Annotated in this window: 18 protein-coding genes; 11 read left to right on the top strand and 7 right to left on the bottom strand. The window is 51.0% G+C overall.

Annotated features, from left to right (window positions below; translation table 11 throughout):
- Positions 1-25: 25 nt before the first annotated feature.
- A complete protein-coding gene (locus SPICO_RS09255; RefSeq protein WP_041396041.1) occupies positions 26-1,045 on the bottom strand; it encodes a LacI family DNA-binding transcriptional regulator in 1,020 nt (339 codons plus the stop codon).
- A 283-nt stretch (positions 1,046-1,328) separates the two neighbouring features.
- On the opposite strand from SPICO_RS09255, the gene SPICO_RS09250 reads away from it, so the two are divergent.
- From SPICO_RS09250 to SPICO_RS09230, 5 genes are all read left to right on the top strand, one after another.
- Positions 1,329-2,330, top strand: a complete 1,002-nt coding sequence (locus SPICO_RS09250; protein ID WP_013740405.1) for a sugar ABC transporter substrate-binding protein — start codon at positions 1,329-1,331, stop codon at positions 2,328-2,330.
- A gap of 64 nt (positions 2,331-2,394) precedes the next feature.
- Complete coding sequence (locus SPICO_RS09245) at positions 2,395-3,900, top strand: sugar ABC transporter ATP-binding protein (protein WP_245523201.1); 1,506 nt, start codon at positions 2,395-2,397, stop codon at positions 3,898-3,900.
- Positions 3,897-4,874, top strand: a complete 978-nt coding sequence (locus SPICO_RS09240; RefSeq protein WP_013740403.1) for an ABC transporter permease — start codon at positions 3,897-3,899, stop codon at positions 4,872-4,874. The genes SPICO_RS09245 and SPICO_RS09240 overlap by 4 nt, the downstream gene beginning before the upstream one ends.
- A gap of 19 nt (positions 4,875-4,893) precedes the next feature.
- A complete protein-coding gene (locus SPICO_RS09235) occupies positions 4,894-5,988 on the top strand; it encodes a Gfo/Idh/MocA family protein (protein WP_013740402.1) in 1,095 nt (364 codons plus the stop codon).
- Between the two features lie 13 nt (positions 5,989-6,001).
- Positions 6,002-6,991, top strand: a complete 990-nt coding sequence (locus tag SPICO_RS09230) for a sugar phosphate isomerase/epimerase family protein (protein WP_013740401.1) — start codon at positions 6,002-6,004, stop codon at positions 6,989-6,991.
- Between the two features lie 39 nt (positions 6,992-7,030).
- Here the strand turns inward: SPICO_RS09230 and SPICO_RS09225 are convergent, their stop codons facing one another.
- Positions 7,031-9,967 carry a PEP/pyruvate-binding domain-containing protein gene (locus SPICO_RS09225; RefSeq protein ID WP_013740400.1) on the bottom strand — a complete coding sequence of 979 codons (2,937 nt, stop codon included), beginning with the start codon at positions 9,965-9,967 and terminating at the stop codon, positions 7,031-7,033.
- 247 nt (positions 9,968-10,214) lie between these two features.
- On the opposite strand from SPICO_RS09225, the gene SPICO_RS09220 reads away from it, so the two are divergent.
- The 5 genes from SPICO_RS09220 (at position 10,215) to SPICO_RS09200 (ending at position 18,680) form a co-directional block, all read left to right on the top strand.
- Positions 10,215-10,964: a copper homeostasis protein CutC gene (locus tag SPICO_RS09220; RefSeq protein WP_013740399.1), complete on the top strand. Its 750-nt coding sequence runs from the start codon at positions 10,215-10,217 to the stop codon at positions 10,962-10,964.
- A 55-nt stretch (positions 10,965-11,019) separates the two neighbouring features.
- Complete coding sequence (locus SPICO_RS09215) at positions 11,020-12,492, top strand: M81 family metallopeptidase (RefSeq protein WP_013740398.1); 1,473 nt, start codon at positions 11,020-11,022, stop codon at positions 12,490-12,492.
- A 191-nt stretch (positions 12,493-12,683) separates the two neighbouring features.
- Positions 12,684-13,763 carry a M42 family metallopeptidase gene (locus tag SPICO_RS09210; RefSeq protein ID WP_052295870.1) on the top strand — a complete coding sequence of 360 codons (1,080 nt, stop codon included), beginning with the start codon at positions 12,684-12,686 and terminating at the stop codon, positions 13,761-13,763.
- A gap of 181 nt (positions 13,764-13,944) precedes the next feature.
- Entirely contained in the window at positions 13,945-17,481 is a 3,537-nt protein-coding gene (nifJ, locus tag SPICO_RS09205; RefSeq protein WP_013740396.1) for a pyruvate:ferredoxin (flavodoxin) oxidoreductase, read from the top strand.
- A gap of 155 nt (positions 17,482-17,636) precedes the next feature.
- Positions 17,637-18,680, top strand: coding sequence for a S66 family peptidase (locus SPICO_RS09200; protein WP_013740395.1), 1,044 nt, complete (start codon positions 17,637-17,639; stop codon positions 18,678-18,680).
- Between the two features lie 180 nt (positions 18,681-18,860).
- On the opposite strand, the gene SPICO_RS09195 is transcribed toward SPICO_RS09200, so the two are convergent.
- The 3 genes from SPICO_RS09195 to rd all read right to left on the bottom strand — a co-directional run bounded on the left by SPICO_RS09195 (position 18,861) and on the right by rd (position 22,598).
- Complete coding sequence (locus tag SPICO_RS09195; protein WP_013740394.1) at positions 18,861-19,667, bottom strand: nitroreductase family protein; 807 nt, start codon at positions 19,665-19,667, stop codon at positions 18,861-18,863.
- A 201-nt stretch (positions 19,668-19,868) separates the two neighbouring features.
- Complete coding sequence (locus tag SPICO_RS09990; RefSeq protein WP_013740393.1) at positions 19,869-22,070, bottom strand: RCC1 domain-containing protein; 2,202 nt, start codon at positions 22,068-22,070, stop codon at positions 19,869-19,871.
- 363 nt (positions 22,071-22,433) lie between these two features.
- Positions 22,434-22,598: a rubredoxin gene (rd, locus tag SPICO_RS09185; RefSeq protein WP_013740392.1), complete on the bottom strand. Its 165-nt coding sequence runs from the start codon at positions 22,596-22,598 to the stop codon at positions 22,434-22,436.
- A gap of 189 nt (positions 22,599-22,787) precedes the next feature.
- On the opposite strand from rd, the gene SPICO_RS09180 reads away from it, so the two are divergent.
- On the top strand, positions 22,788-22,994 hold the full coding sequence (locus SPICO_RS09180; RefSeq protein ID WP_013740391.1) for a SlyX family protein: 207 nt from the start codon (positions 22,788-22,790) through the stop codon (positions 22,992-22,994).
- A gap of 20 nt (positions 22,995-23,014) precedes the next feature.
- Here the strand turns inward: SPICO_RS09180 and SPICO_RS09175 are convergent, their stop codons facing one another.
- Both SPICO_RS09175 and rsmD read right to left on the bottom strand, forming a co-directional pair.
- A complete protein-coding gene (locus SPICO_RS09175; protein ID WP_013740390.1) occupies positions 23,015-23,887 on the bottom strand; it encodes an acyl-[acyl-carrier-protein] thioesterase in 873 nt (290 codons plus the stop codon).
- A complete protein-coding gene (gene rsmD / locus SPICO_RS09170; RefSeq protein WP_013740389.1) occupies positions 23,880-24,482 on the bottom strand; it encodes a 16S rRNA (guanine(966)-N(2))-methyltransferase RsmD in 603 nt (200 codons plus the stop codon). The genes SPICO_RS09175 and rsmD overlap by 8 nt, the downstream gene beginning before the upstream one ends.
- Positions 24,483-24,552 lie beyond the last annotated feature (70 nt).

Genomic DNA, 24,552 nt, shown 5'->3' with positions numbered 1-24,552 from the left:
CCGTATCCTGAGAAACAGGGAGAACCTATGATTCCTGATAGTTCAGGCTGATGCTTGATGACTCCCTGATGATCAGTTCCGTCTCAAGGTACATGCTTCCTACTATGGTCGGGTCGTTGTTGATTCTCTTTACCAAGATTTCACAACTAAGGAAACCGAGCTGGTATCGAGGTTGATTGACGGTAGTGATGGAGGGATTGCACATCGAGGATATTTCAACATTGTCGAATCCGACGACAACAACATCCCTGGGAACCTGGATGCCCAGACGTTTGGCCGCTTTGATGACTGCCGCGGCATAGACATCAGAGGACGTAAAGAAAGCGTCCGGACGTTTGGGGGAGTTCAATATCTGGATGGCAGCGGAGACGGCCATGTCAAAATTGATTTCCGAAAGCTGGATGATCATGTCCTGGTCTTTTTGTATTCCTGCGTATTCAAGGGCTTGAATGTACCCTTTCAGCCTGTCCTGAGCATATTTGTAGCGGATGGGGCCATTGATGAAAGCAATTTTCTTCCGCCCCAGGGCAATGATATGTTCCATGGCCATGTGCGCAGTGGCGACATCATTGATCGTGACAAACGGAATGTCCAGATCCCTGATGCATTCACAGCATTGTACGACAGGAACTGTCCTGTCCAGCTTTTCCAGGATATGGGGGGCTAGCTGATTGGTCGTGATGAGTCCTGTCGCTTTTGACTTTTTCAGGAGAGCTGTAAATTCATCGACATTCCTGTCCTGTATATTTTCTTCATTGATTAACAAAGTGAAAGAATTACGCTTGGCAGATGCTTTGGCACCGTGGATGATTGTACTGTAGAAAGGGTTATCAAAAGACGGGACATTGAAGATGATCAGATTGCTCTCACGCGGGATGATGCTGAGTTCCGAGGTATCGATTCCCAGTGATTTCATCACTCCCATGACTTTCTGACGTGTTTCCGGTTTCACTGAGCCGGAATTATTGATGATACGGGAAATCGTAGCCATGGAAACCCCTGTAATGCGGGAAATATCGGAATAGGTTGGTTTTTTCTTATTCATACATACATCCTTGCGCAGGGGCGGTGGCTCCTTCATGACAGCTTCCTGCGGAAAACAATACGTCATTTTTATATTCTTTGAAAGAGAAAAATGGAATACGAATGAAAAGTTTTCATTGTTATGAAAAATTTTCTCATGAGAAAAATACAAGTAATTATATTTATAATAAATAATTATGTATTTCTATATTGAAATATAAAAAGAAAATGATTGACAGATTTTCGGAAAGATATACTCTCAAACATGGAGTTGGCCTATGCCAGGGAAATTTTAGGAGGTTGAGATGAAAAAATTTGCATTGGTTCTTATCATGGTGATGCTTGTTGCCGGTATGATTTTTGCCGGTGGAACAAAAGAAGCAGGAAAGAAATTAATAGGAGTCGTCACACCCAGTGCCGACCACGGATTCACCGCGGAATCCATCCAGCATGCTGAAGCGCACGTAAAGAAAGTTTCTGCGCAATATGGCTATGATTACCGGTTCATGACCGCCGCTGAATCCGGGGAGCAGAGCAATGCCGTTGAAACTATTCTGGGAATGAAGCCGGGCGTCATAGTTCTGTGGCCTGTGACCGGTGACGAATTGCGCAGTGCCGCCCAGTCCGTCATGGATGCCGGTGTACCGCTTGTCGTTTATGACCGCTTCATTGAAGGCTTGGTTCCGAACGCCGAGATTTCCGGAGACAATGTAGCCATCGGCGAGGGGGTTGGGCGGTATTTCAATGAATACTTCAAAGCTGAACTGGCACAAGGAAAAGTAAACTATCTTGAGTTCAAGGGAGATTCTTCTACCGTACCCATGGAAAGGACAAATGGCTTCTTGAGCACGGTTGATCCGAAATTCACGGTGGTTCAATCTTTTGTGACGAACTGGAGCCAGCAGACTTCCATGGAACAGATGGAAAACTATCTGAATACAAAGAGTGTTGCTGAAATCGAGTCAATCAAGGCTATCTTCACCCATGATGACGAAATAGTATTCGGTCTCGTTGAGGCGTTGAAAAACTACCGCGGACCTGCCAAGATTAACATAAGGCTTATCACAGGCGTTTCCGCCGGAGAAGGCTTCATGAAGCTGTTTGAAAATTCCGGGCTTACAGGAATTGAGTTCATGACGTACACGTTCTCCCCGTCCATGGTCAGGGATGCCGTCGATCTCGGCGTAAAGGTTCTTCAGGGAGAGACTCTCCAGAAGGAATACAAGGTTCCTACCGAAATGATTGACAAGACAAATTACAAAGCGTACATGCAGGGCGACTTGTATACGACACGTTACAGTCTTTAGACCATACTCCAGACACAACTGCCCATCCGTCACATGGGTGGGCAGAATGTCATGAAGCGAGGCAATGATGATTCTCGATATGCAGGATATTTCTAAAGCATTCGGCTCAGTCCAGGCTCTGAAAGGAGTCTCCTTGCATGTCGGGCAAGGTGAAGTGCATGGCATCTTGGGTGAGAACGGTGCTGGGAAAACAACATTGATGAACATACTGGCGGGAACTTTCCCTCCCGACTCAGGCCATATTTTTCTCAATGGCGAGGAAGTCAGCAATATGACTCCCATGAAGGCGATGAATTTGAAAATCCGGTTCATCCATCAGGAATTGAACCTCTGCAATGACCTGAAGGTCTATGAGAACATGTTCCTGGGAGAGGAGCTGACAAAAAAGAAATTCATCGTTGACAAAAAGACGCAGATACAACGGGCGCAGGCGGTGCTTGACAGCATGAAAGCTCCGATTGACGCCAATGCGAATGTAGACGGGCTGGAGACGGCGCAGAAGCAACTTGTTGAAATTGCGCGTGCCCTGTTGTTCCAATCTGAGCTGATCATCATGGATGAACCGACGACAGCGCTGAATAACCAAGAGATTGAAAACTTATTTTCCATCATGAGGGAATTAAAAGGCCAGGGAGTGAGCTTCATCTATATCTCCCACAAGATGCCGGAATTGTTTGCCATCTGTGACAAGTACACTGTCCTGCGGGATGGAGAATTCATAGAAACCGGAAGATTCCGGGATATTGATGTCCACCGAGCCACGGAACTTCTGATCGGCAAGGTTCACATCGACAGGAATATCAAGGAAGGGCAACCTTCTTTCGTAGAAGATTCAGTCGTCATGGCGGTGAAGGGCCTTCGCGGACAGGCATTTCATGATGTGACGTTCGACTTGTACAAGAATGAAATTCTTTTTATCACCGGATTACAGGGATCCGGCACAAATGAGTTGGCCATGGCTCTGTTCGGCGCAAGTCCGCTGACTGCCGGAGAAATCATGCTGCACGGGCAGGCTCTGCACGGGAGAACAATCAAGCAGTTCATGCGCAATGGTGTCGGGATGGTTCCGCGCAACAGAAAGGAACGCGGCATATTGCCGGATCTAAGCATCCGGGATAATACATCCTTGGCATACTTCACGGTCAAACATAAGAAATTGTTCATTTCTGATAAGGAAGAAAGTGAGAGATTTGAACGGAACAAGCTGAAAATGGATATCAGGTCTGGTTCCCAAAGCAATCCCATCACATCCTTATCCGGAGGAAACCAACAGAAAGTCATCATTGGCAAATGGCTGGAAATAGATGCGGATGTCTATATCATGGACAATCCTACCCAAGGTATCGATGTCGGAACCAAGTTCGCCATCTATGAGCTGATTGACGACATGGCGAAAAGTGGCAAGTCAATCATTGTGTTCAGTAATGAATATCCTGAAATACATCAAATCGCCGACAGGTGCCTGATCATGTATAAAGGCAGGATATCAGGAATCCTGAACCGCACGGAGTTGAGCGAGGTCAAGGTCATGGAATATTCAACAGGGAGCATTCAGGGGGAATCTACGTGAAACATCCGATAATTGATTTTAGTAATAAAAAAGAATTGTGGCATGAGATAACGAATAATTACAGCCATTGGCTGAGTTTTGTCTTTTTGTTCGTAGTAGCCATAGTCGTGAGTCCCGCCTTTTTGTCCTGGAGCAATCTGACGAACTTGTTTGTCCAAGGGGCAATCGTGGGAATCTGTGCCATGGGAATGAGCTTGGTCATCTCCGCAGGTATGATAGACTTGTCCACCGGATCTTCCGTCGCCTTGCTTTCCGGTCTGGGCGTCGTGGTTCTCAATTCAAGCGGAAGCCTGCTGGTTGCCTTATTGTTCTGTCTGGTCGGAGGACTGCTGGTCGGTACCATCAATGGCCTGTTGGTGACAAAAGGTGGCATAGCGCCCTTCATTGTCACCCTGGCGACCATGAGCGCCTGGCGTTCGGTCATCAACCAGTTGGGACAAGGAGGCCCGTTCACCGTCAGCCCGGCAATGTATCAGGGGTTCCGTAATGTCGCCGCCGGACGCATTTTGGGCATCCCTCACTTGATGATATTTTTGATTATCATTTCCGTCATTACCGCGCTTCTCATGAGCAAGACGAAATTCGGGCGATATGTCTATGCGGTAGGTTCCAATCAGCAGGCGGCACGACTGTCTGGCATCAGCGTCGATCGCGTCAAGGCTTTGATATTCATGTATGCCGGGACATTGTACGGTTTGGCGGCGTTTCTTTTGGCGAGCCGTCTTACTTCAATCCAGGCCGCCAGCGCAGGAAGCGGATATGAAATGGACGCCATTGCAGCGGTCGCGATAGGCGGTACGTCGATGGATGGGGGGAAAGGAAAGATCATCGGAACTTTCCTGGGCATACTCATGCTGAGAATCATCCATACGGTCCTCATCATGGCGAATGTCCCTCCCTTCCTCAATGGTTTGGTTCAAGGAATCATCATCATTGTCGCGGTCTTGGCTCAAAGCAAGAGAAAGAACAAGTAGGAACAGGGAGAGCAGGGGGATGGGCAACAAGATGAAAGTAGGAATCATCGGAGCCGGAGGCATGGCGGAATACCATGTGGAAGGTTTCCGTAAAGCAGGGGCAGAAGTTGCCCTCATCATTGACGCGGATTTGGACAGGGCATCCGCTTTCAGCAGGAGACATGCAATAACCCACGCATGTACGACGTTGGATGAAGGGCTGAAACTCTGTGCGGATGTGGCGGCTGTTTCCATTGCGACTCCCAACAGGTTCCATATGCCCCTGGCGGTCGAGGCTTTGAATCATTCTCTCCATGTCTATTGTGAAAAACCTCCCGCGCTGAATGCCGGAGAAATGGCAAAGATGGCCGTGGCTGCGCGTTCTTCAGAAAAAAGACTCATGTTTGATTTTAATAATCGCGCACGTACTGAATCCCAGGCAATCATGAAGTATATCCGCGGCGGAGAAGCGGGACGTATCAATTCTGCCCAAGCGGTATGGGTGAGACGTGCCGGAATCCCAGGGTTCGGCGGATGGTTCACGCGCAAGGACATGTCAGGCGGCGGTCCGGTCATTGATCTCATCCATATGCTGGACTTGGCATTGTATCTTATGGAATATCCACAACCGGCATACATCATGGCAAGTACCTTTGACGACTTCATGGGGAATCCCGCATTCAAAGGCCCTTGGGGATTCGCCGATGTCAAGGATGGGCGGATGGATGTTGAAAGTGCCTGCCACGCATTCATCACGTTTTCTTCCGGTCAGTGCCTGAGTGTCCGTACCGCATGGGCAGAGATGGTGGAACGGGAAGTCGCTTCGGTCACATTCCAGGGACAGAAAGCCGGGGCAAAGATTGAGAGGGTTTTTGACCAAGATGGAATTGATGCTACCAGCCATGACTCCTGCATGCTTTTTACAGAAGAAAATGGGCTTCAGGTCAATCGTTCAATAGTCGTTCCGCGTGAAGAATCCATGGGCCGGGTCGCCAACGCAATCAATTTCATCCGGGCAATCGAAGGAAAGGCAGAGGCTCTGAATACTCCTGACCAGGCTTTGCTCCTGATGAAGATTGTTGACTGCATGTATGAATCGGCGCGTACGGGAAAGCCTGTTGCTTTTGAATCATGAGAAGGGGTGAATCATGTCACGATTAATAACATTGGCATCCGGTCAATTTGGAGATCTTTCTCTTGAGAAACTCTGTGTCTTGGCTCGTAAGATGGGGTATGAAGGACTTGAGTTGGCAACGCATGCTCATTTCAATGTTCAAAAAGCTCTTTCGGATTCTTCCTACATCCCTTATGTGAAGAAAGTTTTGTCAGATAACGGGCTGGAGTGCCGGGCAATTTCCGCGCACCTGACCGGGCAATGTGTCGGCGACCTGTACGATGAACGCCTTGATAATTTTGCTCCGTCCCGCCTTGCCGGAAAGCCACGGGAAATCCGTGAATGGGCCATCGGGGAAATGAAGGACACGGCACGGGCGGCGGCTCTTTTCGGGGTGAAGGTGGTCACGGGGTTCACCGGGTCTCCCATCTGGGCGCGATGGTATTCATATCCGCAGACATCAGAGGCAATGATTGAACATGGTTTCCAGCTCATAAAAGAACTGTGGACGCCTATCTTTGATGTGTTTGATGAGCAAGGCGTTCTGTTTGCCCTTGAAGTGCATCCAACGGAGATAGCTTTTGACTATTATACGACACGGAGGCTTCTTTCTGTCTTTGACAGACGTCCCGCGTTGGGGTTGAATTTTGATCCCAGCCATTTGGTATGGCAGGGTGTGAACGAGGTCACGTTCGCCAGGGATTTTGCCGACCGCATCTATCATGTCCATATGAAGGATGTGAAGATGAACAAGCATGAGAATGCTGGCATACTTGGTTCATTCCTACCGTTCGGAGACAGCCGGAGAGCATGGAATTTTGTTTCGGTCGGGCATGGCGATGTTGATTTTGATGGTATCATCCGTGTTTTGAACGAGGCAGGATATGCAGGGCCTTTGTCGGTGGAATGGGAAGATTCCGGCATGGAACGGGAATTTGGCGCGACGGAAAGTTGTGCGTATGTGAAAAAAATCAACTTTGAACCATCATCAATCGCGTTCGATGCTGCGCTGATGACAAAATGAATTGAAATACCAGTACTCTGTTGTTGATTGGCACTGCCCCTATGGCAACAGTACCACGCCTTCCTGATCCCGGCCTTTGACACGGATATCAAGGTCGGCGGAGGATTGAACATGGAGGAAATACTCGGTTTCCCTGATTCGGGGAAGGGAAGAAAGAGCAGTAAAGTCGCACGTTCCATCCCCGAAAGAAGGATTGACCGTCATGTAGACAGTGCCAAAGCTGGTGATGTTCTGGAAGAAATGCGTCCCTTGGCTCGGTTCGACATGGATGGAGGGCAGACCAGTTTCCACAATGACACGTGCCTGGGAAATATCCGACCAGACAGCGGGAATCCCCAACCACGGATCACTGGAACCCAGCCGACCGGCGACTACCAGGACATAATCACCATCAGTGCGGGAGAAGGATGCGTTGAGTTCCCGAAGCTCCCTTACCATCTCCATGGTGCGTGTGGTGTCAAAGGAACCCGGTTTAATCATGATGATGTTACGGACATGTTCTATGCGGCCATTGCCCATGACCGCACGGGAATGGATGACGGCTTTTTTCCTGTCCTCATCATCAATGGCCACATCCTCATTCTCGCTCCCTGCCACAATCGGCCTGATCTGGAGCAGACTGAACTCAGGCATCTCCCGCAAAGGAGACAGATTCATGGCAAACTCAATTTCGACAGACCCGTTCATTGCTCGTGTCCCCAGCTCCAGAACATCGTGGACGATTGAGGCAAGAGGAAACGCATCATATTTAAGGATGCCGTTGAACGTGATGACCTTTGTACCCCGTGACATGAAACTCTCGCTGATCTCTCCCGTGTCACCGTCATACGTTGACGCAATGGCCGCAAGACTCCGGGGATGATTCTCTGCCGCCCACGACAGGGGAAGAAGGAGAAGATTATCGTGATTGCCGGAAATGGGATTGAACGGCTTATTGAGAGCCAGTGCGTAAAACGCTTCCTGCGAACTTCGTGCCGCTCCATCCAGGTTGTTCACCGGTCGGTGGGGATGACGTGGTGAAAACCGGAAGGAAACTTCCCCGTCAACGACTGATTTTCCGAAACCGAATGCAATGGCTCCAATGCCGTCATGGGGAGACTCACCGGGAAGCGGATAGAAATTCAACGATCTGGCCACGCCTGAAACATGAGGATACCAATAGTCCCCGTAAGCGGCTCCCACGATATTCTGGATGATGACGGCCATCTTTTCTTCTTCTGGGACATGATTCGTCGCAGCCAGGTATTCCCTGGCCTTTGAGAAGAAGACCGACGCCCATACGCATCGGACAGCCTGGGAAAGCTCATCAAACCGTTCCTGTTCGCTCCCCCTATTGGCAATCATGCACGTCTGGTATACCCCGGCAAAAGGCTGTGAATACGAATCCTCCAGCAAAGATGAAGAACGTATCGACAAGGGAGCATCAAGGATTTTCAATATTGCCTGAAGGTCGTTCGTCAGACGTGATGGCAACGGGTGGGAAAGGAAAGTTTCCAGTATCTCATGGTCACTATAGGAACCATATGCCATTTCATGCAGGCAATGCTGTTCTATGAACTGCTCATAGATGTCCGTGGCTATCACGATAGTGCGTGGAATGGAGACGGACATCCTGGGATAGTTTTCTACTATGCCGCTTGAACGCAGTTCCATGTCAATGAAAGCAAGACCACGGCCTTTTCCTCCCAGTGAACCCCTCCCTATGCGGGTGAAATAACTTGTCTCGTCAAAGGATGACGGACTGAACTGGGCTATGACCCCTTTGTTCCGTTCCATCCTGTAGTCCTTGATGATCGATGCAACCCTGAGCTTCTCATCACGGACTGAATCATAGGAGCCTAAAGTGCGTGTCTTGATTTTGGTCGCCAGACGGTAGAGACTCTGGGAACGGAGCCACTTTGAGATATCGTTGCGCCGGCAGTGCCAGGCAAACGAGTCATCAGGAATTGATGGAAGCAGATGTTGCAGATCCTTCATGGTCTCCGCCTGCGCCACCACCGCGCCGGTAGAGGGATCGCGGAAGACGAAGGGTCCGAAGCCATATTCCCGCCTCATGTACATCCGCAGCTCGGCGACAAGAGAAGGATCCCGCTTCCACAGGAAAGTCGCGCCGGCGTCTTCCGCTTTTTCCCGCACATCATCCCGTGTACTCTGTAGGAGGAAGGGCAGATCCGGACTGTTTTCCCGTATGCTTCTGCACAGAACCAACCCGGCATTGGGATTAGGTTGTCCATCACAATGAAAATCAACATCACTGATGACACCCAGCATGGCGTGCCGGTATTTTTCATACAGCCCATAGGCATCCTCATACGTCCTGGCCAACAGAATCTTGGGTCGTCCGCGCATTCGGAGAGTGCGTCCCCATGTATTGAGCGCCTCCAGGATGCTGGTACGGTTCTCTGTGATCAACGACGTATACAGGAGAGGAAGGAACGAGGAATAATATCGGACTGAGTCTTCAACAAGAAGGATGACCGGAACATCAGCGACTGACGTATCATGCGGCGCGTTCATGGCATCCTCGACCAGCTTGACCATGGCAAGGAATATGGAAGGATTGCCTTGCCAGTAGAATACATAGTCAAAACTCTTGCCTGATGCGTGTTTCAGGCTCTTGTTCCTGTGATGACCGGGAGAGGGCGACAGGGCTATCACCGGCATGTCCGGATAGCGGGACTTGATGCCCAAGGCAAGGTCGTCCATCTTTTCCGGCCCAATGTCCAGCATGGTGATGACAAGTTCAAAAGGGCGGTTCTCCAAAAGGACAAGCGCGCTTTCAGCATCGGGGGCATGAGTAATCTTCGGCGGATTGCTCAAACCGAGCTGGGTATACTCATGGTACAATTCTTCCTCGACCCGTCCATCCTCCTCAATGAGGAAACGGTCGTAGTCGCTGCAAATCAGCAGGACATTGTAGATATGTCTGAGCATGAGATTGTTGAAGGGAACCCATGTCTGGTCAAGCGTCGTCATGAAACCAGTATAGGGCAAAAAGATTCAGGAAACAATTGGAACGGACAGGAAGGAACCCGGAAGGAACCCGGAGAGGTAATCAAAACACAAGGGCAGAAACGCAGACATCCTGAATGAAAGACGCGTGACAAACCAAAGAAAAGGAAGCGCTGAAAATAAGTTGACGGAACAGGAGAGTCAGGATAGACTCAATTTATTCATTGAATGAAATAATTGCGTTGCGCGTGAGAAGGGGAAGCGAGGCTCTATGGACAAAAATACAAAACCACTGATAGAGGTTTGCCTTGAATCAGCGGAATCCGTGGTAATCGCGGAACAAGCTGGGGCGCATCGGGTCGAGTTGTGTTCCGATCTTTTCGAGGGGGGGCTGACTCCCACACCAGGGGCCTTCCGCATTGCCCGGCGTAGCACGGAGAGAATAGTCATCAATGTGATGATCCGTCCCCGCGGAGGAGATTTCTGCTACAGCCAGGCGGAATTTGACATCATGAAGGAAGACATCCATGTTTTCCGTGAGGAAGGGGCTGATGCCGTGGTTTTCGGGATATTGACACCTGATGCCGTTATTGATTATGACCGCACGGCGCAGCTCATTGCCATGGCGCGTCCCATGGGCGTCACGTTCCATCGCGCCTTTGACATGAGCCGCGACATCCACGCATCGCTCCAGACGCTGATTACCCTGGGGGTGGACAGAGTCCTTACCAGCGGAGGCGAGGCTACCGTCCCGGAAGGAAAAGAAGTTTTGGCCGACTTGGTGAGGGAAGCGGGGGAGAAGATCATTGTCATGCCCGGATGCGGGCTGACAGAAAGAAATTTTGCCCGCATGCACAAGGCAATAAACGCGTGTGAATACCATGTGTTCCTTCCTCAGGAAACTGAAAGCCGGATGACATGGCGGCCGGGGCATATCTACATGGGAGGCACGCTCAGGCAACCTGAGTTCTCCCTTTCCCGCACTGATTCACATCAATTGAAAAGTGTCCTTGGGGCGTAGAAATTTGGAGCGTAGAAATTTGGAGCATGGCAATCATCTGTGGAGGGAAAAACGTATGAAACGCGTATTGGTCGGCGGCCTGCATCATGAATCGGATACCTTTAATCCCATCCTGACCGGACCATCTGATATCTGGGTGCTGAGAGGCGATGAAATACTCAAGCAGAAAGGACAAAGCAGCATTACGGGCATTGTCACCACTCTCATGGAAGCGGGATATGAAGTCGTCCCCACGCTGCTCGCCAGGGCAGTTCCCAACGGGGAATGGGACAGGACGCATTACGAAAAGCTGAAAGAAGAATTGATGGCGGCGGTACGCTCAGCGGGTAAACTGGATGCCATCTGCCTTTCACTCCACGGCTCCATGCGGGTTCATGGCTTGGGAGAGGCGGAAGGGGATCTCCTTTCTTCCATCCGCACGGTCTATCCTGACATCCCTTTGTTTTCTTCCCTGGACATGCATGCGACCATGACAGAGGCGATGGTACGGAATGTGAACGGTTTCGTCGGGTATAAATGCGCTCCGCATACGGATACCCTGGAGACAGGAATCCATGCGGCAAAGATGACCATAAGGACGCTTGAAGAAGGCTTGAAACCCCGGATGGCAGCCTATAAGATTCCTGTACTGATTGCCGGGGAGCAGAGTGAGACGAGCGTTGAACCCATGCTCTCCTTCATGACCCATGTGAGGAACCTCGAAAAGAAACAAGGCATCATGGCGGCTTCCATCCTTCTTGGTTTCCCGTGGGCGGATGTACCGGAGAACGGAGTCACCGCCTTGGTCGTGACGGAGGAAAGTCAGGAACAGGCGGACGATGAGGCAATCACGTTGGCTCGTCGCTTCTGGGATATCCGCAAGGACTTTCATTTCTACAATGACACCAGGGAGCCGCGGGAAGCACTTGATGGCGCCCTGGAATATATCGGCAAGGGGATGTGGCCTGTCGTTATCTCTGACTCAGGAGACAATCCGACCGCCGGTTCTTCACAGGATGTGACGAACTTCCTGAAGATGATCCTTGCTGATTCCCGCCTCACATCACTGGATCCTCCCGTGGTCTATCAGGGTTTCTATGACCCCGCCGTTTGTCGGCAAGCGCTCCAGGCCGGTTCAGGAGCTGTCATTTCCTGTAGGCTGGGAGCGGCGTTCGACACCCGTACCAGCACACCTCTCGTAGTCGATGCAACGGTCAAGGCAACCGTAGCATCATGGCCGGATGCCCATAATGCTGATTTGGCTTTGCTTGATGTCGGAGGGGTGGATGTGGTTGTGACCAGCGCCCATGTAGGCTGCTATGATCCCGACATGATGCGTGCGCTGGGAGTGGAGCCGGAGAAAAGGAAATTGATAATCGTCAAGCTGGGATATCTGGAACCGGAGATACGCGCTATAGCCCGCTCCTCCATCATGGCCTTGACGGACGGAAGTTCAAACGAAATATTCACGCGCCTTCCTTACAGGAATCTTCCTGAGCCTATGTTCCCCTTTGTCCAGGATTTTCCCTGCAATCCTGTCCGTCTGTGATGTTTGTCTGATGTTTCTGCGGGAGTTTCCACGGGGATGCGCGGGGAGCCGTGCATCCTTCCATCATTTTCTTTTCCCTGTTATTGGAGTATGATTGGGATGCGTACGTGCGGACAACACGAGTACGGCAAAACCGCACGGAGTGATTGCCGTAGGCATTTCACCTTGCGCAGGGAAAGGATGGAGGCAGAATGATGGACAGCGACGCAATTGTCGTAGAGCGTATTGGACGGCTCGTTCAGGCGAGTGGCATATCCGGCTTTGAAAAGGAAGTCGGCACTATCATCAAGGATATGATCGGCTCACGGGTTGACCAGGTGGAAGAAGATGCCGTCGGCAACATCATCATGACCATCAAGGGAACCGACCCCGGAAACGGGCGAGTTATTTTTGCCGCGCATCAGGATGAGGTAGGCTTCCTTGTGGATGTCGTGGAGAAGGGCGGTTTTCTGCGTCTGGTCGCCATTGGTGGATGGAATCCTGTTACGCTCCCATCTTCTCCAGTGACTATAATCACCCGTGACGGGAAACGTCACCATGGAGTAATCGGCCAGCTATCGCCTCACTTCCAGCCAAAGGGGGCTCCTCCGTCCGTTCCTTCCCTCGATGATCTGTTCGTTGATGTCGGAGCCTCATCTGACAAGGATGTCGAGGAAATCTTTGGCATCCGCAGGGGGGACATCGTCGTACCCGAAGCATCGTTCACCTGGGTACGGGAAACCGGGGTGATGATGGGCAAGGCGATGGATGACCGCATCGGTGTCGCTGCGCTCATCGAACTGGCATATGCTCTCACCCAAGACGGAAAAAGACCTGTATCTACTGTCATCCTGGCCTTCACCGTGCAGGAAGAAGTCGGAACCAGAGGGGCAGGCGTAGTGGCGAACTATCTGGATGGGGATGCAGCGATAATCGTTGAAGGAGCCCCTGCTGACGATATGCCCGGCGGCCCGGCGATTGCTCAGACACGGCGGGGCAAGGGAGCCCATGTGCGTATTTTTGACCCGACTCATATAGGGCATCGGGGAGTCCTTGACCTGTTGCGTGGGATTGCGCATGCCCAGGGGATACAGGTGCAGGAAGCGGTGCGCAAGGGCGGCGGCACTGATGCGGTCAAGCTTTCCGTGGCACAGCGCGGGATTCCCGCTGTAGTCACCGGCGTACCGGTACGATACGCTCATTCCCATGAAAGCACGGCAAGCCTCTTTGATTTCAATGAACTGGTGCGCCTTCTTTCCGCATTCTGCAATGTGTCCTTAAAAGATATTTAGTTGGCTTGCAAGGATAGGGTTTATGATGCCCTTTTGTAAGTTTAAGGTTGAAAGCCGCATGTCTTTGGACTAGGATGTCATATGGAGTGTTTCTGTCCGGTTTTTCCCCAAACTGGCTCCAGGGATCATTGTAGAGCAGGCGACACTCTTTGTTGCCTGCAAAAAAATAATGGAGTGAACAATGAGTACGAAAAAGATGGTTACTATCGACGGGAATACCGCTGCGGCGCATATTGCGTATGCTTTCAGTGAAGTCGCTGCGATTTATCCGATTACCCCCTCGTCCCCCATGGGAGAATACGCTGATTCCTGGGCCAGCAGTGGCCGTGAGAATCTCTGGGGCAAGAAGGTCGATCTTATCGAGATGCAATCAGAAGCCGGAGCAGCCGGAGCCGTCCACGGCGCGCTTGCCGCCGGAGCCATGACCACGACGTTCACGGCCTCGCAGGGGCTTCTGCTTATGATTCCTAACATGTACAAGATTGCGGGAGAGATGACGCCGACTGTTTTCCATGTGTCAGCCCGCTCACTTGCCGCGCAGTCGCTCTCCATCTTCGGCGACCATTCTGATGTCATGGCCTGCCGCAACACTGGTTTTGCCATGACTGCGGCGTCCAGCATCCAGGAAACAATGGACATGGCTCTGGTCGCTCATCTTGCGACGCTGAAGACACAGGTTCCTTTCCTCAGTTTCTTTGATGGCTTTCGGACTTCCCATGAAGTCCAGAAGGTCGAGGAGATTTCCTATGAAGACATCCTGCCTCTCGTCGAACCTGAATACATCGAACGCTTCCGTTCCCGTGCCCAGCGTCCGGAGCATCCCCGTCTGAAGGTCGCCGCCCAGAACGAAGATGTCTATTTCCAGGGACGCGAGACGGTAAACCCCTATTATGAAGCGGTTCCCGCGATTGTCCAGGAGTACATGGACAAGGTTGCCGCGCTGACCGGCAGGGCGTACCACCTGTTTGATTATGTCGGGGATCCCGAAGCCACTGACGTGGTGATTGTCATGGGTAGTGCCGCCGATACTTTCGAGTGGGTCGTTGACTACCTGAACAAGAAGGGAAAGAAGACAGGTCTCCTCAAGGTTCGCTTGTACCGCCCATTCAGTGCCAGGCATTTCATTGCCGCCCTGCCCAAGAGCGTCAAACGCATAGCCGTCCTTGATCGCACGAAGGAGCCGGGAGCTTTGGGAGAGCCTTTGTACCAGGATGTGATCACCGCTCTCAGCCAGGAAGGTCGGGACGGCATCAAAGTAATCGGCGGCAGGTACGGCCTGTCCAGCAAGGATTTCACGCCTACCCATGCTTCCGCCGTGTTCGACCATCTGGCAGGTTCCGCTTTCCATGATTTCACCGTCGGCATCATTGATGATGTAACCAAGCGTTCCATTCCGGTCGCCGGACATGTCGATGTCGTACCCAAGGGTGTTGTATCATGCATGTTCTGGGGGCTCGGATCCGACGGTACTGTCGGCGCCAATAAGAACTCCATCAAGATTATCGGTGACAATACCGACTTCAATGCCCAGGCATATTTCTCTTATGATTCAAAGAAATCCGGCGGCATCACCATTTCCCATTTGCGTTTTGGCAAGGGACGGCTGGACATGCCGTGGCTGATTGACCGCGCTGATTTCGTTGCCTGTCACAATCCGGCGTACATCGGTCGTTATGACATGCTGGGGCCTCTCAAGGAAGGCGGGGTGTTCCTTTTGAACAGCCAGATTCCTTCCGAGGAAGTATTCGAGCATCTGACCCGTCATGACCAGGAAATCATCATTGGTCGGAAAATCAAGTTCTTCAACATCAATGCCCTGAAGATTGCCCAGGAAGTCGGACTTGGTTCCCGCATCAATACGGTCATGCAGGCTGCGTTCTTCAAAATATCGAATGTCTTGCCTGAGGCGGAAGCCATCGAGCTGATCAAGAACTACATCAAGAAGACTTTCATCAAGAAGGGTGAGGATGTGGTCAAGATGAACTGGGCTGCGGTAGACGGCGCCAGCGCTGCCCTGCATCAGGTCACTGTGCCCGCATCGATCACCAAGAGCTTCGTGGCTCCCAAGCTGATCGCCGATGATGCTGATGACTTTGCCAAGGACATCATTGAACCAGTGATGCATCTGAAAGGCAATGACATTCCGGTGTCCAAGATGTCTTACGACGGCTCCCTGCCCACGGGAACCGCCAAGCTGGAAAAGCGTGGCGTCGCTCCGTTCATCCCCCATTGGATTGCCGAGAGCTGCATCCAGTGTAACCAGTGCGTACAATCCTGCCCTCACGCTGCCATTCGCGCCAAGCAGATTGATCCCGCGCTTCTGGCGGATGCTCCGGAAGGATTCATCACCCTCAAGTCCAACACCAAGAATGACAAGAACCTCCAGTTCAAGATTCAGATTTATACCGAAGACTGCCAAGGGTGTGGCGTGTGCATTGAGACGTGTCCTGCCAAGACCAAAGCCCTTGAGTTCAGCCCCATTGATGTGGAGCGTGAGAGAGGGGAACGGAAGTATTCCGAGTTCTTTGAAGAGCTGCCCTATGATGTCCTTGACGGGGTTTCCGTCACGACGTTGAAGGGTTTGCAGTTCAAGCAACCGTTGTTCGAGTTCTCCGGTGCATGCGCAGGCTGTGGTGAGACTCCATATGTCAAGATGGTCACTCAGGTTTGTGGAGAGAGAATGATTACCGCCAATGCAACCGGATGTTCTTCCATCTATTCCGGTACTTTCCCGACGACTCCTTATACCAAGAGGGCGGACGGACGCGGACCGGCCTGGGGAAATTCCCTTTTCGAGGATAACGCCGAATATGGTCTGGGTATGCGTCTTGCCGTCGAAAGCAACCGCACTCTCCTCAAGCTGAAGATTGAGAAGCTTCTTGAGCTGGGGACTGCCTCCGAACTGGACGCGGCTCTCCGGAAAAACCTGGAGCTGTGGGGCGATGCTACCCAGGCTTCCTTGGATGCCCAGAGCGAAACCCAGGCTTTGCTGCCTGCCGCGCTCAAGGCCGCCACGGGTGAGGCTCGGACGTTGCTGGAGAAGATTGTCGAGCTACAGGATTACTTTGCTGACAAGACTGTCTTCATCATTGGCGGTGACGGATGGGCATATGACATTGGGTACGGTGGCGTTGACCATGTCGTTGCAAGCGGCAAGAATGTCAATATCCTGGTACTCGATACCGAGGTGTATTCCAATACAGGCGGACAGGCTTCCAAGGCTACTCCCATTGGAGCTGTAGCCAAGTTCGCTGCGGCTGGCAAGAAGGTGGGCAAGAAGAACATGGGACTCATGTGCATGAGCTATGGTCATGTGTATGTCGCGTCCATCTCTTTGGGTGCAAACCGCATGCATGCCCAGAAAGCCATTCAGGAAGCTGTCGCCTATGATGGCCCTTCAATTATCTTTGCGTATGCTCCGTGTATCAACCATGGTATCAACATGCGTTATACCCAAGTAATCCAGAAGCAGGCGGTTGAATCCGGCTACTGGCCTCTTTATCGCTTCAATCCCGCTGCGGAGGCAGGGAAGCGGTTCAGTTGGGATGCCAAGGATCCTTCCTCTGACTATCAGCAGTTCATCAAGAGTGAGACTCGCTACACATCTCTGTACAAGGCCAATCCTGCTCAAGCGGACGAGTTGTTCGCTGCCGCGGAAGCTGATGCGAAGCGGCGTCTTGCCTTCTACAAGAACTGTGGGGAGATCATGCAGAACTAGGATCTGGATTCCAGAAACTTTATTTCGCCGCACGGGTTCGCTCGTGCGGTTTTTTCATAAGATCAGGTATATTGCGGTATTGTAGGTGACACTGTAAATGGCGCTGTAGAAAGACTGGCAGTTTGCAATTCTACCAATAATTGAGGGAGGAATTCATGCTAAAACCAAGACATCTGGAAGCTGGTGATAAAGTCGCTATAGTGAGTTCTTCAAAAGGAACACTAGGAGAAGACTGGGCTATTCATAAACTTGATATTGCAAGAAAGCGTCTTGAAAATGACTTTCACCTTGTCGTTGAAGTGATGCCGAATGCTCTCAAAGGTATCGATTATCTGTACAGGAATCCAAAGGCGCGTGCGGATGATCTCATGCAAGCGTTCTCTGATGGGTCAATAAAAGGAATCATCAATTCAATCGGCGGAGATGATTCAATACGATTGCTCCCGTACATGGATTTTGATGTCATAAGAAACAACCCAAAGATATTCACTGGTTTTTCTGACAGCACCAGTGTCCATCTGATGCTCTACAAGGCCGGTCTGATCTCTTACTACGGTGCGTCTCTCATGACCAATTTTGCAGAGTATGTGAAGATACATGATTATACGTCCCATGCCATAAAATCAATTCTGTTTGAAACCCATGATAAACTTGAAATCACATCATCACCCTATTGGTACGATGATGAAGATGACAAGATATGGTGGAAGGAAGAAAACAGCCACAGGCTCAAGGAGTATCATCCCGAAGAAATCGGATACGAGATGATACAGGGGTCAGGAATTGCAGAAGGCAGATTATTAGGGGGATGCCTTGATACGATTTTAGGAATAACCGGAACATCAATCTGGCCGTCCGTGAGCGAATGGAAAGACAAGATAATGTTTCTTGAAACCAGTGAGGAAGACATGTCCTGTGATTATCTTGTCCAGATTTTACGTAACTTTGCCGCCCAAAGTATTTTTGATGTAGTGAAAGGGATAATAGTCGGAAAACCAGCGAGACGCAGCAAGTATGAACCATACAAGGAAGTCTTCAGACAAGTAGTGGGGTTTGAAGCGGAACATCCTGAACTTCCTATAATGTTCAATGTAAATTTTGGTCATGCGGAACCAATAGGGATCATTCCTTATGGTATTACGTGTAGCCTTGATGCAGACAGAAGGACGTTGACGCTTGTGGAATCCGCGACGCTTTGATTGCCTGTATCTAGTCTTGTTCTCAATTTCAAATGAAAAATCTCGGAAAATTCCTTATGGTTCATCGTCCGATTTAATCCCAATCAATGATCTTCATAATGTCCGGTACTGTATATCAGCCTGTTCTTTGCATCGATTTTCCTGCTGGTTTCGAAAAGATATCCGGACGCAGGTTCCGTCCTATCCTTCCTGGGACTCCGATGTTTCCATTCCATCTCCCCATCTCTCGAAGAACGCTTTGGCGGAACGGTTCATTTCCCGCATGAAACCACTGGAATACTTCTTGATGTAATACAAATCCGCATAGCTGCCAGTGTTGCCGTAGGGCAGTACGCCTCTTTCCCTCAATTGCTCAGTGTGGACGGAAAAAGCGTTTTCCAGGTCATGGGCGTCCATGTGCCGGTACGCATCAATCATGAACAAGGCTTCTTGGGGAGGGCGAGGAGTCAGCGGTCTGTGTAATGCCGCTTCGGGGGGATAGCCAAAGACAAGCATGGCCGCAGGCGCGGCATAGCGGGGCAAGGAAAGAAGACTGGCGACTTTTTCGTAGTTCTCAATGATGTCTCCTACGTAACAGGATGCAAGGCCAAGGCTTTCAGCGGCGATGACAGCGGTTTGGGCAGCTATGATGGCATCCTGCATACAGAGATGCAAGTCTCCCCATCCTGGCGCACGCCATGGGGTGTCAGGACTTTTTCCCCGTGAGTCACCGGATTCAAAGCCGTCAATCCATTTCTGAGTGTCAGCGAGAAATACCCATATCAGAGGAGCCTTGGCGATGAAGGGCTGGTTGTCACACAAGACGGATAGAGCTTTTTTCCTTTCAGGATCTTGTACGTCAATCACTGACCAGAGAACCATGTTCCCCGCCGTAGGGGCACGCAGCGTAGCTTCCTTGAGACGTGCTATCACATCGGCTTCAACCGGACGGGCTTCAAAAGACCGTATGCTTCTTCTTTCCAGAAGTATTTCCAGGGGTGTTTTCATAAAGATTCCTCATTATCCGCATGATATACTGCCATTTTGCCATAAGTGTTCTTTTCTGTCACGAGGCATGTGACATAGATGCGACTGTGGATTACCGTTGTCGTGAAAAGTGACCTCCATTTGCATGTGGCAGAACGCATACGGGGAGAGAGATAACTCCCGCGCGTTGCACTGTGCATGGTGGAGGTCACTTCAGAGTATCTAAAAAATTACCGGCACGGGCGTGTTGCTGTTGATGTTCGTAGATCCGTCACCCAGTTGACCATATTCGTTGTCTCCAGTCGCCCAGAGCGTGCCATCCTTCTTCAGGATCATCGTATGACCGTATCCGGCGGAGACATCCTTGACATCAGAACCCATGGACGAAACCGGCACGGGCGTGTCTTTGTCGGCATAATCACCGACACCCAGTCGACCAAACTGGTTGCTTCCTGTCGCCCAGAGCGTGCCGTCCTTCTTCAGGATCATCGTATACTCCTCTCCGGCGAAGACAGCCGCGACCTGATTTCCCATGGACGAAACCGGCACGGGCGTATCTTTGGCTTCATAATTACCGATACCCAGTTGACCATGCTGATTGTCTCCAGTCGCCCAGAGCGTACCGTCTGTCTTCAGGATCATCGTATGCTTCCATCCGGCGGAAACAGCCGCGACATCAGTCATGACCCCGGCCCCACCCAAACCCTTGACCTGCTCGGGCGTGCTTATGTCGGTAGTACCACCGATACCCAGTTGTCCAGAAGCGTTGTATCCTGTCGCCCAGAGCGTACCGTTTTTCTTCAGAATCATCGTATGTAACTCTCCGGCGAAGACAGCCGCGACCTGATTTCCCATGGACGAAACCGGCACGGGCGTATCTTTGGCTTCATAATTACCGATACCCAGTTGACCATGCTGATTGTCTCCAGTCGCCCAGAGCGTGCCGTCCTTCTTCAGGATCATTGTATGCTCCTGTCCGGCGGAGACGGCCTTGACATTAGTCATGAAGTCGTTATCAGCGGTACTGGCCTTGACCTGCTCGGGCGTGCTTATGTCGGTAGTACCACCGATACCCAGTTGACCATAATAGTTGTGTCCAGTCCCCCAGAGCGTGCCGTCCTTCTTCAGAATCATCGTATAATCCCATCCGGCGGAGACAGCCGCGACATTAGTCATGAACCTGGAACCATTGGTAGAATCCCAGACCTGCACAGGCGTGCGTTCGTTGCCCATATCGCCTGAAGTGCCGATACCCAGTTCACCATTGTCGTTGTATCCTACCCCCCAGAGCGTGCCGTCCGTTTTCAGGATCATCGTGTGATAACCTCCGGCGGAGACTGATCTGACTCCCAGCTTGACAGCAGGTGCGTTTATGCCATCTCCGGTGTCCCAGTCCTTTATCTCAATCTCAATAGCGGCGATGGCTACTTCATCCGCTTCCGTGTTCAGCGTCATGTTGTAGATATGCTGCTTGCCTTTGTCAAAGTGAATCAGGTGTTTGTCTCCGTCAGCTACAGCACCTGTGGTACTTGGCTTCCATGTGTATGTACCAGCGCCAGTCCCACCGGTCAGGGTAAACTCCAGGCTCACGTTAGCCAGGGCATCAGTGTTGCCCACAGGTATCAGCACAGCCTCGAATCTGCGCTTTCCCTCGGCTCTTTCCGTGGTCGTAAGCGTGTCGGAAATGTCCTTCATGGCAATAGGCGCAGTGAGACCGGATACATCAGCCAAAGAACCGTCATCCAGACTCATCGTGGTTATGTTGTCCAAGCCTTTGACCGTAGCCACAAATGCGGTGGCATCATTGATGGCCACAGCATCAACGGTCGTGCTTGGGGTTATGTTGACAATCAGGCGGGAGAGCATATGGTCAAGCTTCAGATGCACCGTTGAGGTATTGTTCTGTACGGTGTCGGTGCGTCCCCACAGGACATCGGCCTTTCCGGTATCCTGTTCATGTGTCCCCCTGTCCCGGTTGATATCTATGTACAAGGTATCAGTGTCATAGAAGGATGTCGTACCGGCGCCATCTTCGGTATGAGCCAGGTACGCCCACGGATAGTAGGAGATGAAGTCGAACGTGTCGTTGGCATTAGCGGCAATGTCATTCCACTTTAAGGTGTTGGCATTATCAGCAGGAGAGAAGCCGGAAGTCTGGGAGGCCGTGTCAGCCGTGTAGTGTCTGTTGGCACGTTCCGGGGTGGCAGTAGCTGCCGTGCCGGTACCATGTTCCAGCATGTAGATGCCGACGTCATCATCGGCTTGCCATTCGGAATTTGCCGTGGCCTTGCGTCCGATTTCCGTGGAGAAGCGTACTTCGTTGGTATGTGAAACATTCAGTTTGTTGTCGCATGAAACAAGGGCGACAAGTAGTATCAGAATGGTTGTAAGAACCAAAAAGACTGGTCTGCTAGATTTGTTCATACGCAGTTCTCTCAGATTTTCGTCTCTCTCTCTCTCTCTCTCTCTCTCTCTCTCTCTCTCTCTCTCTCTCTCTCATAGTATCTTTTCCTTTCTCCATGAAGAAGATGATGACATGCCAGCTTACGCATATGGTAGTAATTAGGAAATAGTATAAACGTGGTGATGGCAGAAAGCTATTACCCAAAAGTATTATTTTGCATGAAAAGCATATAATACTTTCGGGTTAGTTGGTGATTTTGGATGCGAATATTGTGGATTTTTTCATTTTTAGGTGTATAAACACAAGAAAGCAAGAAAATGGAGGTTATAAGAAAAGGGGCTGCCGCCAATGTGCGACAACCCCTTTATAGACGTGAGATTCGATTAGTCTTCCACAGGGGAGAAATCGTCTTTGCCAGCACCACACTCTGGGCATACCCAGTCATCAGGGATATCAGCGAAAGCGGTTCCTGCGGCAACTCCGCCATCCGGGTCACCGTCAGCAGGATCATAGATATAGCCGCACAAATCACAAACGTATTTCTTCATTCTGTCCTCCAAACTTCATGACGAAGTATCTGAATACACTTTTATGATACTATGCTTAGGTTTCAACGACAATGCATTTCAAAATTTTTCCCTTTTTGGGACGGAGAAGCTGAAGATGCTTTTCCTCCCTTTGTTTCTCACGTATGATGTGGACGCTGGCAGAATGCCAGTCCAAGGAGAACCATGCATATGGAACAAGACGAGAGGTTCACTGCTCTGGAGACGAAGATTTCCTACCTTGAAGATACGGTGAGAACCTTGGATGCCATTGTGCGCGGTCACCATGATGAGCTTGAAATTCTGAAGAAAGAAGTGAAGTTCCTCAGCGGGAAAGTCTCCGACCTGATGGAGATTGAAGGATCTTCCCGTCCGGAGAGAAAGCCGCCCCATTATTGAAAATGAAGCGGCGGTTGCGTTCAGCGGGCTGTCTCGGAGATGTTCGGCTGTGTTTTCTGTTCACAATAGGCTGGTACCAGTTCTGCCCTGTGCTTCCAACGCGTCTCCGCAATGAACAGCGGAGTCTGTGAGCCATCCTGCTCCACCCGCAACAATTGATGAAAGAGATGGGGAACGGGACTGTCAAGGCCCTCGCCGGGGAATATTCCGGTGAGCATGCGCACAGTGTCATGCCGGTACGTCTGGTTGAGCCAAGACACATCGATCCAACTCATCTTATACGTATTGCGGAACTCATCGGGCAGAGCCTCCATCAACCAGTTCACATAGGCCACGTTGTTTACGTGATGGTTGCTGTCCGTATCCTCATATCTGACGGATGGCGTGAACTCCTTCAAAGGAATGAGATCCTGGTCGGCGAAAAAGAGACGCTTATTGTATGAAGAATCAATCCGTGGATGGTCATTATCGACCGGTGGGATGCCAAGCCTGTCGTTGATTTCCTGTGGTCGCACAGGCCGACCGCTGAGCGTGTCGATGACCGCCCACCACGAGATGGCGGTGAACAGGGGCGACCCGTCGGCAAGGCAGCCTTTCGTACCGCGGGTAAAGAACAGCTTCACCGGTTCCTGTCCCCACGTCTGTACATGGATATCCTCCGGCCAGATAGTGTAGCGGTCAATTTCCAGACGGGTACGGGTAATCATCCATGTCCGTCTTTCCCGGTTCAGGTCGGGAATGCTGAGTTTCTTTAGGCTGGCGTGGCGTCCGGCGGCTTCCTGGAGGACCTCAAAGAGGAAAGTTTCCTTGGCATGGAAGAAGGGATCGACATGGTGGGTATAGGTCTTGTAGTTTGTTGAGAATACATTGTCAGGGCGCAGTGTTTCACTCATGGGATATTTTCTCCGTTATCGCTTCTTGTGATGTTTCTTGCATGGCTTCCTGCCGTGAGGCATCCTTTCGGTAGAACCTCAGATGGCTGCGTCCGTAAACCCTCTCATCGGTGAACACAAGATTTCCGATGCTTTGCGGCCACTGGGCGTTTTCCTCGGCAGGATAATGAATGATGAACAGGCCGCCATCCTCAAGGACGGATGAATCCGCCACAGCCTGAGCAAGCCTAACCTTGCCGTTCCGGGGGAAAGGAGGGTCGGCGTAGATTATGGAATAGGTGTTCTTTGAAGCCCTGATGAAACGCAAGGCATCGGCCATGAACAGACGAATCGGGCTTTCCACAAAAGAGATGTTCTTGAGGATTACATCTTTCTTCAGCTTGTCCATCTCAATCAGATGGACTGGTTCAGCCCCGCGTGAGGCGGCTTCAATGCCGACGCATCCGCTGCCGGAGAAAAGATCCAGGAAGGAATGCCCGTCAAGAGATCCAAGGATGGAGAAAAGTGATTCCCTCATGCGATCCATTGCAGGACGGATGACTCCGGGCGGACAAAGAATGGTTCGTCCGCGATACCGTCCTCCTGTTATGCGCATGTATTTTTCCTCCGGCGGATGATGGGACGCGCACGATGCGCTAATTCCCAGTATCACTCCATGATACGCA

It is taken from the genome of Parasphaerochaeta coccoides DSM 17374 (genome assembly GCF_000208385.1).
GTDB classification, from domain to species: Bacteria; Spirochaetota; Spirochaetia; order Sphaerochaetales; family Sphaerochaetaceae; genus Parasphaerochaeta; species Parasphaerochaeta coccoides.
This window is presented reverse-complemented; position numbering and strand designations above follow the sequence as displayed.